The organism is Bacillus sp. V26 (assembly GCF_034296245.1).
GTDB classification, from domain to species: Bacteria; Bacillota; Bacilli; order Bacillales; family Bacillaceae; genus Bacillus; species Bacillus halotolerans.
The window spans coordinates 324,299-336,980 of record NZ_JAXKQF010000001.1; the positions used below are offsets into that span (position 1 = coordinate 324,299).

The following is a 12,682-nucleotide window of genomic DNA, read 5'->3' on the forward strand; positions in this document are numbered from 1 at the left end:
CATAATGGCAAGTTTGTTTCAGAAAGGGGGGAAAAAGATGACAGGTACTTTAGGTACATTAGTTCCTATTATTTTAATGTTTGCGGTTCTTTATTTCTTGCTGATCCGTCCGCAGCAGAAGCAGCAAAAAGCTGTGCGTCGAATGCAGGAGGAACTGAAAAAAGGCGATTCAGTCGTGACAATCGGTGGATTGCACGGTACAGTTGACTCTATCGACGAAAGCAAAGTCGTCATTAAGACTGGTGATAACACACGTCTTACTTTCGACCGCCGCGCGATCAGAGAAACTTCTGCTGCTGAATAACAGCAGGAGTTCATACATAGCAAACAAAAAAGAGCGGGTAACCCCCGCTCTTTTTTTATTAGGAAGATCTGCTTCCTCTCAAATTCACTCCGAAAATGCCGCCAAGCATACATACGCCTAAAAAGCCAAGATGGAAGAGCAACTGTTCTGCTGTAAATGTTTTTCCGAATCCCAGATATTGAAACAGTAAAATAATCAAGGAAAAGCTTAAAGCAGTCAATGCCCCAATCAGCCATCCTCTTTCCTTCCCTTTCCCGCCAGATATGAATCCGCCGATAAATAAAGAAAGAAATGATACGGCGGTGATCAGCCAGTTGAATGATGATTCTTCAAGCGAGGTTGCTGTCAGTAAAAGTGAAACGGCTAAACTCGTTAGGAGCATGGCTGAAAAAATAGCGATTAAGCCGTAGAGTATGCCTTTTCCAACTTGTTTCGTTTCCTCCATGAATTTCTCCTCCCTGCCTATCTATAAAGGCTTCTGTTCTTTTTAAACAAAGCCTCAGACATGCTGATGGCTCGTCTTTGTAAAAATGTATTCCCTCGTTCCGTGAATTAGACGTAAAAGCTTTATGAAATACGATCACTTTTTCTTACATAAATCGTATGTTTTGTTGCATGCTATGATGAGTTGGAGGTGCATGATGGAAGAGCTTCTTACTATAACGTTTCGCACAGTCGTATTATATTTTGTGATCCTGATTATTTTTCGTTTCATGGGCAAGCGGGAGATCGGAGAGCTTAGTATATTAGATCTCGTTGTCTTTATCATGATGGCAGAAATTGCTGTCCTGGCCATAGAAAACGTAGAGGACCATCTGTTTCATACCATTTTGCCAATGCTTGTGCTAATGATGATCCAAGTGACGTTTGCATACATATCCTTAAAAAACCGGAACGTACGTCAGCTTCTTGACGGCAAGCCCACCATTATCATTAAATACGGAAGAATTGACGAAAACGCCATGAAATCACAGCGTTATAATTTTGATGATTTGATGGTTCAGCTAAGAGAAAATAATATCGACAGAGTGGCTGATGTATCATTTGCTATATTAGAGCCGTCAGGCAAACTGACTGTCGTAAAAAAACAAAACAATGATGAACATAGACAGCTGGAGATGCCGCTTATCATTGACGGTGACATTCAAACTGAGAACCTGGCTCGGATCGGCAAAGATAACCAGTGGCTTGAGGAGAATTTATTGAAACAGGGATATACGAATCCTTCAGCTATATCATTTTGTTCGTTTACTGACGGCGAATTTTTTATTGATGAAAAAGATGGGCACCGCACCTGATTTTCATCGGACGATCAGGCGTCCGATAATAGGGATGCGGCGAAGCTCATCTTTTTTGATTAAACGGAAAACGAGCAGCAAGATGATATAGAAAACAGCGCTTATCGCAATCCATCCGGCAACATTCACAGCCTCCGACTCTCCGAAACGCACATATTGTTTGACAGCAGAGCTGAGGAACCCGCATATAAAAATAACAGCAAAGCAGAGCACGTACTCTTTTATTTTGATGCTGATCGGCAGCACTTTGCTCACTGTCGCTGCATGCAAAAGGGTGACGAGCACCATGCCAGTTACAATCGCTAATGCAGCACCCATGATGCCGAGAGACGGTCTCGTGGCAAGGACGAAAATAAGGCCTGTTTTTACAAGGGCTCCGATCAAGCTGTTCATCATTGCGGCTCCTGCTAAATTGAGCGCCTGCAGCACAGCCTGAAGCGGACCCTGGAAATAATAAAGCAGAAAAAACGGAGCCATGACTTTTATAAACACAGCTGCGCCTGAGGACCCATACATCACGCTCATCAGCTCGTCCGCAAACACATATAAAATCACAACGGAAATGCCCCCGCTAAGCAGGCACAGCCGCATGGCCTGCTCCAATCGGTATTCAACCACCTGAAGTTTTTTCTGTTCCATTCCTTCACTTATCGCAGGAACAAGCGCGGTCGACAAAGAATATGTAATAAAGCTGGGCAGAGTCAGCAGCGTCATGGCAAAGCCGGTCAGTTCCCCGTATTGCTTTGTAGCCGCAACTGTCGCCACTCCGGCAATTGCAAGGCTTTGCGCGACAACAATGGGTTCAAAAAACCAAGACAGGTTGCCGATAAAACGGCTGCCGGTTGTAGGAAGTGAGACGCTCATTAATTGAGATAAAGTTTCTTTTCCATTTTTAATCGATTGAAAAAAATGTTTTCTGATTTTCATTGTCTTTTTGAATTTGAAACAAATGAATAAATAAACGAGTGATGCCAGCTCTCCTGCAACTGAAGAAAGCATGGCTCCCGCTGCGGCATATTCAATTCCGTAAGGGAGAAAAATCGTCGTACATACAGCCACGAGAGAAATGCGGACGACCTGTTCTAGGACTTGTGAAACGGCAAGCGGGTTCATATTTTGTTTTCCTTGAAAATACCCTCTCAGCACACTGGATATGGCGATAATCGGCACGACCGGAGTAATGGCCAAGAGGGGGTACAGCGTCCTCTGATCTGTCAGCATGGTTTCCGCCATTATCGGAGCGAAAAATAAAAACAGCGGTGTGAAAATCAGGCTGAGAATCCCAGTGATGGTAAGAGACATGACTAAAATATTTTTCGTTTTTTGATGATCTCCGCGTGCGCTGGCTTCAGCGACAAGCTTACTGATCGCGACGGGAAGACCGAATTGAGTTAATGTAGTGGCTAAGAAAAAGGTAGGAGCCGCCATCATATAGAGCCCTACCCCTTCTTCGCCGATAAAACGGGCGATGACCACCCGGTTGACAAAGCCGAGCATTCTTGTGACCATCCCTGCTGCGATAAGGATAAGAGTGCCCTTTAAAAACGTCTGTTTCGCCATTTTTACCCCCTGCCTTCTCAAACTACCTGGAATCATATACAATAAAGATATGCGTATATATCGTCCAAGCATGACAAGTCTTCTTGAAAAACAATAAAAAAGGAGCGTGGAATTCGTGGATAAGCATCCAGCCGATCTGTATAAAGACCACGTAAGGCCGTTTCTTTACAGCAAACTGGAAGAGTTTAAGATTCTGGGATATGATGATGTTGAGCTCGATAGTTTGTGGTCATACTTAAAAAACAAGAAGTGGAAAAAGAAATCGGAGCTGCACATCTATGAACTGACAAGGGATATTTTATCAGTGAAAATTGGAGAATTTATGAACTATGCAACTGTTGAGTCATTTAAAACGTCTAATTGGCTGGGCAGTGAAGAAGGTCAGGAAGCATTGGAAGAACTACTGAGGTAGCAGTTGATCTGCATAGGTTTAAGGGAGGATATACATAATGAAAAAAGGACGCTTGATTGCGTTTTTCCTTTTCGTTCTATTGATTGGCACGGGGCTGGGCTACTTTACAAAGCCTGCTGCAAACAATATTACGTTAGGATTGGATTTGCAAGGCGGATTTGAGGTGCTGTATGACGTACAGCCCGTAAAAAAAGGTGACAAAATCACAAAAGACGTTCTGGTCAGCACAGTAGAGGCTTTGAACCGCAGGGCGAATGTCCTCGGTGTCAGTGAACCGAACATCCAAATTGAAGGAAATAACCGGATTCGTGTTCAGCTCGCTGGTGTGACAAACCAAAACAGAGCGCGGGAAATTTTGGCGACTGAGGCTCAGCTTTCTTTCAGAGATGCAAATGATAAAGAATTGCTGAATGGTGCGGATCTCGTCGAAAACGGCGCACAACAAACTTATGATAGTACAACAAATGAACCGATTGTCACTATCAAATTGAAAGACGCTGATAAATTCGGAGAAGTGACGAAAAAGGTCATGAATATGGCGCCAAACAACCAGCTTGTTATTTGGCTGGATTACGAAAAAGGCGACTCTTATAAAAAAGAAGTTCAGAAAGAGAACCCTAAATATGTTTCCGCTCCGAATGTAAGCCAGGAATTAAACACAAAAGATGTAAAAATCGAAGGGCATTTCAAAGTCCAGGAAGCGAAAGATTTAGCCAGCATTTTAAATGCAGGGGCGCTGCCTGTTAAACTGACTGAAAAATACTCAACATCAGTAGGCGCACAATTTGGACAGCAGGCTTTGCACGATACGGTGTTTGCAGGCATTATCGGAATAGCTATTATTTTCCTATTTATGCTTTTCTATTACCGCCTGCCAGGATTGATTGCGGTGATTACGCTATCAGTTTATGTATACATTACGCTCCAGATTTTTGACTGGATGAACGCTGTTCTCACTCTTCCGGGAATAGCCGCACTCATTTTAGGGGTCGGGATGGCTGTAGATGCCAATATCATCACCTATGAGCGGATTAAGGAAGAGCTTAAGCTAGGAAAATCCGTCCGTTCTGCCTTTCGCTCAGGAAACAGACGGTCATTTGCGACGATTTTTGACGCGAATATTACAACCATTATTGCAGCGGTTGTGCTCTTTGTCTTTGGGACAAGCTCTGTTAAAGGGTTTGCGACAATGCTGATTCTGTCGATTCTGACAAGCTTTATTACCGCAGTCTTCTTATCAAGATTTCTGCTCTCGCTTCTTGTGGAAAGCAGATGGTTAGACCGGAAAAAAGGCTGGTTTGGCGTCAAAAAGAAACATATTGTGGACATCCAGGACACAGATGAAAATACAGAACCGTATACGCCGTTCCAAAAATGGGATTTTACGAGCAAACGAAAATTTTTCTTTATTTTCTCAAGTGCAGTTACCATTGCCGGGATTATTATTCTGCTTGTATTTAAGCTGAATTTGGGCATTGACTTTGCGAGCGGCGCACGGATTGAAGTGCAAAGTAACCATAAGCTCACGACAGAGCAGGTAGAGAAGGACTTTGCATCACTTGGCATGGAACCTGACACGGTTGTCTTGTCAGGCGAAAAGAGCAATATTGGTGTTGCCCGCTTTGTGGGAGTGCCTGATAAAGAAACCATTGCAAAAGTGAAAGATTACTTTAAAGGCAAGTACGGATCCGAGCCGAATGTCAGCACGGTGTCACCTACTGTTGGTAAAGAGCTGGCGAGAAATGCATTGTACGCAGTAGCCATTGCTTCAATCGGAATCATTATTTACGTTTCCATCCGATTCGAGTACAAAATGGCGATTGCTGCGATTGTTTCACTGCTTTATGATGCTTTCTTTATCGTCACATTTTTCAGCATTACAAGGCTGGAGGTAGATGTTACCTTTATTGCAGCCGTTCTGACGATTGTCGGTTATTCGATTAACGATACAATCGTTACGTTTGACAGGGTTCGCGAGCATATGAAAAAGCGCAAGCCGAAAACGTTTGCCGATTTGAACCATATCGTAAACCTAAGCTTGCAGCAAACCTTTACAAGATCCATTAATACTGTATTAACTGTAGTGATTGTTGTCATAACTCTGCTGATCTTTGGAGCATCATCTATTACAAACTTCTCAATCGCTCTATTGGTTGGGCTGTTAACAGGTGTTTATTCATCCCTCTACATTGCCGCGCAAATTTGGCTTGTTTGGAAAGGGAAAGAATTAAAAAAAGGTACGGAACAATAGAGTAACTGTCAGGCTGTCCATTATGGGCAGCCTGATTTTTTGGCGTTTGATTGATCTTAAAATAGACATTTGCTATAATGACATACGCTTACAATTAAACATATAAATGGTGTGAAGAGGATTTGTGACAGGTTTTCATATATGTGGGAGGGTGTGGGTATGAAGGTTCGCGAGTCGGAGCTGCCGGGTATCGGGCAAAAAGTTGAGATTGTCACCAGAAACCAAGATAAAATATCAATTATCATTCATGACGACGGCAGGAGAGAGCTGTATTATTTTGACGAAAATGATCATGAAGAATGTGTGACATCCGTACAGTTTGATGATGCGGAAGCGAGGCAGATTTCTGCGATTCTGGGCGGGATGGCATATAAACCGAAAGCGTTAGAAACCGTGGAAGTGGCTCTTGACGATTTGATTATAGAATGGTTTAAAGCAGAAGCAGGAGCACCAGCCGTTCACAAGACAATCGGTGATTTGGACGTGCGGCGGGAATATCAAGCGACAGTCATCGCTATATTAAAGAAGAATCAGAAAAAGCAATTGAATCCAGGGTCTGAAACAGTGATAGAAGAAGGAGATACACTCGTCATCTCTGGAGAGAGAGACGGACTGAAGAGGCTGATCCGTGAAAAATTAACCGCACTGGGGGCTTGACTCGCGTCAAGCCATGTTTAAAACCAATGTGAATAGGGAAACTAACCTCAATAAGTGAAGTTTGGGGGTAATCGAATGAACAAACAATGGACGATTATATTTGCACTTATTTTTACGTTGCTTGTCGCTGTTTTCGCAGTCATTAATGTAAGGTCCGTAGAAGTTGATTACCTGTTTGGCAGATCAGAGTGGCCGCTTATTCTAGTTATTTTAGGTTCAGTACTGATGGGGGCGCTGATCGTTTTTTCTGCTGGGATTTTTCAAGTCATGAAATTAAAGAGAGAAATAAAAGCGTTGCGGAAAGAAACCAAAACCGCACAGGATGTGATACATAACCAAGAGGATGCACATTTGAATGATGTTCAAGCCGACACACAGGATGCATCCGCCATGATTGAGAAAAAAGACTAGTTTTCGAATTATATTTGAAACCCCTCAGCCTGCTCTAGTATAATAGGGTGGTTGAGGGGTGAATTTATGTTAGCGTCAAAAATGCGATGGGAAATCCAGCGACCAGATCAGGAAAAGGTCAAATCACTCACAGAACAATTGGACATAACACCTCTTGTTGCGTCGCTGCTTGTAAAAAGAGGCTTTGATACGGCAGAAAACGCGAGGCTGTTTTTACATACAAAGGATGCCGAATTCTATGATCCCTATGAGATGAAGGGGATGAAAGAAGCGGTAGAACGAATAAAACAGGCCATTTCACAACAAGAACAGATTATGATATATGGCGATTATGACGCCGATGGAGTTACCAGTACGTCAGTGATGCTGCACACTTTGCAAAAGCTGTCGGCGCAAGTTGATTTTTATATACCTGACCGGTTTAAAGAAGGCTACGGCCCTAATGAACAGGCGTTTCGCTCGATTAAAGAACGAGGCTTCTCACTCGTTATTACGGTTGATACGGGGATTGCCGCTGTCCATGAAGCGAAGGTAGCAAAGGAACTTGGCTTAGATGTCATCATTACCGATCACCATGAGCCTGGACCAGAGCTTCCGGCTGTCCATGCGATCGTTCACCCGAAGCAGCCTGGCTGCACCTATCCCTTTAAGGAGCTTGCAGGAGTGGGCGTGGCGTTTAAGCTTGCCCACGCATTATTGGGCGAATTGCCAGATGAACTTCTTGACCTGGCGGCAATCGGCACCATTGCCGATCTAGTTCCGCTGCATGATGAAAACAGATTAATTGCAACATTAGGTCTCGAAAAGCTCCGGCGGACGAACCGGCTTGGCTTAAAAGAACTGATTAAGCTCTCAGGCGGAGAAATCGGAGAAGCGAACGAAGAAACCGTCGGATTCCAGCTCGCACCGAGACTGAATGCAGTCGGAAGAATTGAACAGGCCGATCCTGCAGTTCATTTGCTTATGTCCGAGGACCCGTTTGAAGCGGAAGAGCTTGCCGCTGAAATCGATCAGCTTAATAAAGAACGGCAAAAGATGGTCAGCAAAATGACGGATGAAGCGATTGAAATGGTTGAACAAGAAGGGCTTAATCAAACTGCGATTGTCGTGGCAAAAGCAGGGTGGAATCCCGGAGTCGTCGGAATTGTAGCTTCAAAGCTTGTAGACCGTTTTTACCGCCCGGCCATTGTTCTTGGAATTGATGAAGAAAAAGGGATCGCCAAAGGTTCGGCACGAAGCATCAGGGGATTTAATTTGTTTGAAAGCCTTTCTGAATGCAGAGATATTCTTCCGCACTTTGGAGGCCATCCAATGGCGGCTGGCATGACGCTGAATGCCGAAGATGTGCCGGAATTGCGGAACAGGCTGAATGAGATAGCTGACAATACGCTTACAGAAGAAGATTTTATTCCTGTACAGGAAGTAGACCTCGTATGCAGCGTGGAGGATATTACGGTTGAAAGCATCACAGAGATGAATCTGCTTTCTCCCTTCGGCATGCTGAACCCGAAACCGCATGTGATGGTAGAAAACGCAGTGCTGGAAGATGTCCGCAAAATCGGGGCGAATAAAAATCATGTCAAAATGACGATTAGAAACGATTCATCCCAGCTTGACTGTGTCGGTTTTAACAAAGGCGAGCTTGAGGAAAGTATTGTGCCTGGTTCAAAAATTTCGATTGTTGGTGAAATGTCGATCAATGAATGGAATAACAGAAAAAAACCGCAGCTGATGATCAAGGATGCGGCTGTTGCTGAATGGCAGCTGTTTGACTTAAGAGGAAAACGCACGTGGAAAGATACGGTTACCGCCCTTCCGTCTGATAAACGAGTCATTGTCTCCTTCAAAGAAGAAACCGCAACGCTTCTTCATTCTGAAGATCTTCGCCATGACGTGCACGTTATCAGTTCTGAAGACCAAGCGAAGGCATATGAACTTGACGGTGCATATATTGTATTACTGGATTCTCCGCCTTCGCTGGACATGCTCGCACGTTTGCTGGAAGGCAAAGCGCCTGAGCGGATTTACTTCATCTTTCTCAATCATGAGGAACACTTTTTATCATCTTTTCCGGCAAGAGACCACTTTAAATGGTATTATGCATTCTTGCTGAAAAGAGGCGCTTTTGACTTGAAAAAACACGGTTCAGAGCTTGCGAGGCATAAAGGCTGGTCCGTTGAAACAATCAATTTCATGACAAAGGTGTTTTTTGATCTCGGTTTTGTTAAAATAGAGAATGGTGTGCTGTCTGTGATAAGCGGAGCGAAAAAACGCGATTTAACAGACTCACAAACATATCAAGCAAAACAGCAGCTGATGGAGCTGGATCAAAAGCTGAATTATTCTGCGACTGAAGAGCTGAAGGAATGGCTGAATAAGCTGATGAAACAAGATTCAGAGGCTTATGAAAGTACGAGGAGGACATAAAACAGATGGATTTAAAACAATACGTAACAATTGTACCCGATTACCCGAAAGAAGGCGTGCAATTTAAAGATATTACGACACTGATGGATAAAGGCGATGTCTATCGCTATGCAACAGATCAAATTGTTGAATATGCGAAAGAAAAACAAATTGATTTGGTTGTCGGCCCGGAGGCGCGCGGCTTTATTATCGGCTGTCCGGTTGCCTACGCGCTCGGCGTCGGTTTTGCACCGGTTCGCAAAGAAGGCAAATTGCCGCGCGAGGTCATCAAAGTGGATTACGGTTTGGAGTATGGCAAAGACGTATTAACGATCCACAAAGATGCGATTTTGCCAGGCCAGCGTGTGCTTATTACAGATGACCTGCTTGCGACAGGCGGCACAATTGAAGCGACAATCAAACTAGTTGAGGAGCTTGGCGGCATTGTAGCTGGTATCGCTTTCTTAATCGAGCTTTCTTACCTTGACGGCAGAAATAAACTTGATAATTATGACATCTTAACACTAATGAAATACTAAAGATAACCTCATAAAGGAAAAAGCACTCGATACAGGGTGCTTTTTTCCTATTGTTTTGCATTTATTTGATATATTATTTGGTGATTTGAACTTCTGCTCTTTACATCTATCGTTTTTTTCTTGATAATAAACTACAATACAGTTTACATTTTAAAAAAGGTGATTCCATGGCGAACGAACAAGTATTGACTGCCGAGCAAGTTATTGATAAAGCGCGCAGTTATCTATCCGATGAGCATATCGCATTTGTCGAAAAAGCATACCTGTACGCTGAAGACGCTCATCGCGAGCAATACCGCAAATCAGGTGAGCCTTACATCATTCATCCGATTCAGGTTGCGGGAATTCTCGTTGATCTTGAAATGGATCCATCCACAATCGCGGGCGGATTTCTGCATGATGTAGTGGAGGATACTGATGTGACGCTTGATGACCTGAAGGAAGCATTCTCCGAGGAAGTGGCAATGCTTGTGGACGGTGTAACGAAGCTCGGTAAAATTAAATATAAATCTCAAGAGGAACAGCAGGCGGAAAATCATCGCAAAATGTTTGTCGCTATGGCTCAAGATATCCGGGTCATACTGATCAAGCTGGCGGATCGTCTTCACAATATGCGGACGCTGAAACACCTTCCCCAAGAAAAACAGCGCAGAATTTCTAATGAGACGCTGGAAATTTTTGCTCCTTTGGCTCATCGCCTCGGGATTTCAAAGATTAAATGGGAACTGGAAGATACGGCGCTCCGTTATTTGAATCCTCAGCAATATTACAGAATTGTCAACCTCATGAAGAAAAAACGCGCAGAACGCGAGCTTTATGTCGACGAGGTTGTCAATGAGGTGAAAAAACGTGTCGAAGAAGTCAACATCAAGGCTGACTTCTCAGGCCGGCCGAAACATATTTACAGTATCTATAGAAAAATGGTGCTGCAAAATAAGCAATTCAATGAAATCTATGATCTGCTTGCTGTCCGGATTCTCGTGAACAGCATAAAGGACTGCTACGCGGTGCTCGGCATTATTCATACCTGCTGGAAGCCGATGCCCGGCAGGTTCAAAGATTATATCGCAATGCCGAAGCCGAACATGTATCAATCGCTTCATACAACAGTTATAGGACCTAAAGGCGACCCGCTGGAAGTGCAGATCCGCACCTTTGAAATGCACGAAATCGCGGAATACGGGGTTGCGGCTCACTGGGCTTATAAAGAAGGAAAAGCAGCAAGTGAAAGCGCAACATTTGAGAAAAAGCTTTCATGGTTCCGCGAAATTTTGGAATTCCAAAATGAATCAACAGATGCCGAAGAATTTATGGAATCGCTCAAAATCGATTTGTTCTCGGATATGGTGTACGTCTTTACGCCAAAAGGAGATGTCATCGAGCTTCCGTCCGGTTCTGTCCCGATTGATTTCTCTTACCGGATACACTCTGAAATCGGCAATAAAACAATCGGTGCGAAGGTCAACGGAAAAATGGTGACCCTTGACCATAAGCTCCGGACAGGTGATATCGTTGAAATTCTTACTTCCAAGCATTCCTATGGACCGAGTCAGGATTGGGTGAAGCTTGCTCAAACCTCACAGGCGAAGCATAAGATCCGTCAATTCTTTAAGAAACAGCGGCGCGAAGAAAATGTTGAAAAAGGCCGTGAATTGGTAGAAAAAGAAATTAAAAATCTGGACTTTGAAGTGAAGGACGTCCTGACACCGGAGAACATCCAAAAAGTTGCTGATAAATTTAATTTCTCAAATGAAGAAGACATGTACGCAGCGGTCGGCTACAATGGCATCACAGCACTGCAGGTGGCGAACCGGCTGACGGAAAAAGAAAGAAAACAGCGCGATCAGGAAGAGCAAGAAAAAATCGTTCAGGATGTCGCTGCGGAGCCTAAACCGTATCCGCAAGGAAGAAAGCGGGAAGCTGGCGTTCGCGTCAAGGGGATCGACAATCTTCTTGTGCGATTATCGAAATGCTGTAATCCTGTGCCTGGTGACCATATTGTCGGTTTCATTACAAAAGGCAGAGGGGTTTCCGTCCATCGCGACGACTGTCCGAATGTCAAAACGAATGAAGCACAGGAGCGGCTGATCCCCGTAGAGTGGGAACATGAGTCACAGGTGCAAAAACGCAAGGAATACAATGTTGAGATCGAGATTCTTGGGTATGACCGCCGCGGATTGCTTAACGAGGTGCTTCAGGCAGTGAATGAAACGAAAACAAATATTTCTTCTGTCTCTGGCAAATCGGATCGCAACAAAGTGGCAACCATTCATATGGCTATTTTTATCCAGAACATCAATCATCTGCATAAAGTCGTCGAGCGCATTAAGCAAATAAGGGATATATATTCTGTGCGCCGCGTCATGAATTAAAGGAGTCACAAAATGAAAATAGTCGTTCAGCGAGTAACAGAAGCAAGTGTAACCGTTGATGGAGATGTGATCGGCCAAATTGGACAAGGCATTATGGTCCTGGTCGGCATCACTCACGATGATACAGAAGAGGACGCCGCTTACTTAGCGGATAAAATGGTGAATCTTCGCATTTTCGATGACAGCGATGGAAAAATGAATTTGTCGCTTCTGGATACAGGCGGGGAGATTTTGTCTGTTTCACAGTTTACGCTTTACGGAGATACGAGAAAAGGACGGCGCCCGAACTACATGAACGCAGCAAAACCTGATAAGGCTTTGGGCCTTTATGAAAAATGGAATGACCTGCTTCGTGAAAAAGGAATCAAAGTAGAAACCGGTAAATTCGGAGCCATGATGGATGTAAAGCTCACAAACTCCGGACCGGTTACTTTGATTATGGATTCAAAATAAAAAAGCTGCCAAAAGGCAG

Annotated in this window: 12 protein-coding genes; 10 read left to right on the plus strand and 2 right to left on the minus strand. The window is 43.9% G+C overall.

Translation table 11 applies throughout. The features are described 5' to 3' along the window. Window positions 1-37 precede the first annotated feature (37 nt). Window positions 38-304 carry a preprotein translocase subunit YajC gene (gene yajC, locus UJ203_RS01700; protein ID WP_024122325.1) on the plus strand — a complete coding sequence of 89 codons (267 nt, stop codon included), beginning with the start codon at window positions 38-40 and terminating at the stop codon, window positions 302-304. Between the two features lie 58 nt (window positions 305-362). Here yajC and UJ203_RS01705 read toward each other — a convergent pair whose 3' ends face one another. After that, complete coding sequence (locus UJ203_RS01705; protein ID WP_024122324.1) at window positions 363-749, minus strand: TIGR04086 family membrane protein; 387 nt, start codon at window positions 747-749, stop codon at window positions 363-365. Between the two features lie 196 nt (window positions 750-945). On the opposite strand from UJ203_RS01705, the gene UJ203_RS01710 reads away from it, so the two are divergent. After that, window positions 946-1,602, plus strand: coding sequence for a DUF421 domain-containing protein (locus tag UJ203_RS01710; protein ID WP_322008477.1), 657 nt, complete (start codon window positions 946-948; stop codon window positions 1,600-1,602). A gap of 3 nt (window positions 1,603-1,605) precedes the next feature. On the opposite strand, the gene spoVB is transcribed toward UJ203_RS01710, so the two are convergent. Next, the gene (gene spoVB, locus UJ203_RS01715; RefSeq protein ID WP_322008478.1) at window positions 1,606-3,162 is read right to left on the minus strand and encodes a stage V sporulation protein B; all 1,557 of its coding nucleotides are present in this window, start codon (window positions 3,160-3,162) and stop codon (window positions 1,606-1,608) included. 115 nt (window positions 3,163-3,277) lie between these two features. On the opposite strand from spoVB, the gene UJ203_RS01720 reads away from it, so the two are divergent. The 8 genes from UJ203_RS01720 (at window position 3,278) to dtd (ending at window position 12,663) form a co-directional block, all read left to right on the plus strand. Further along, on the plus strand, window positions 3,278-3,574 hold the full coding sequence (locus UJ203_RS01720) for a post-transcriptional regulator (RefSeq protein WP_010335127.1): 297 nt from the start codon (window positions 3,278-3,280) through the stop codon (window positions 3,572-3,574). A gap of 37 nt (window positions 3,575-3,611) precedes the next feature. Next, window positions 3,612-5,825, plus strand: a complete 2,214-nt coding sequence (gene secDF / locus UJ203_RS01725; RefSeq protein WP_322008479.1) for a protein translocase subunit SecDF — start codon at window positions 3,612-3,614, stop codon at window positions 5,823-5,825. A 159-nt stretch (window positions 5,826-5,984) separates the two neighbouring features. Beyond that, window positions 5,985-6,482, plus strand: coding sequence for a cation:proton antiporter regulatory subunit (locus UJ203_RS01730; protein WP_322008480.1), 498 nt, complete (start codon window positions 5,985-5,987; stop codon window positions 6,480-6,482). Between the two features lie 75 nt (window positions 6,483-6,557). Next, entirely contained in the window at window positions 6,558-6,893 is a 336-nt protein-coding gene (locus tag UJ203_RS01735) for a lipopolysaccharide assembly LapA domain-containing protein (protein ID WP_069487124.1), read from the plus strand. A 66-nt stretch (window positions 6,894-6,959) separates the two neighbouring features. After that, a complete protein-coding gene (gene recJ, locus UJ203_RS01740) occupies window positions 6,960-9,320 on the plus strand; it encodes a single-stranded-DNA-specific exonuclease RecJ (RefSeq protein WP_322008481.1) in 2,361 nt (786 codons plus the stop codon). A 5-nt stretch (window positions 9,321-9,325) separates the two neighbouring features. After that, window positions 9,326-9,838, plus strand: coding sequence for an adenine phosphoribosyltransferase (locus tag UJ203_RS01745; RefSeq protein WP_010335123.1), 513 nt, complete (start codon window positions 9,326-9,328; stop codon window positions 9,836-9,838). Between the two features lie 167 nt (window positions 9,839-10,005). Then, window positions 10,006-12,210 (plus strand): GTP diphosphokinase, encoded by a 2,205-nt coding sequence (relA, locus tag UJ203_RS01750; RefSeq protein WP_044154273.1) that lies wholly within the window; start codon window positions 10,006-10,008, stop codon window positions 12,208-12,210. 12 nt (window positions 12,211-12,222) lie between these two features. Continuing rightward, on the plus strand, window positions 12,223-12,663 hold the full coding sequence (dtd, locus tag UJ203_RS01755) for a D-aminoacyl-tRNA deacylase (RefSeq protein ID WP_059293508.1): 441 nt from the start codon (window positions 12,223-12,225) through the stop codon (window positions 12,661-12,663). The last annotated feature ends 19 nt before the right edge of the window (window positions 12,664-12,682 follow it).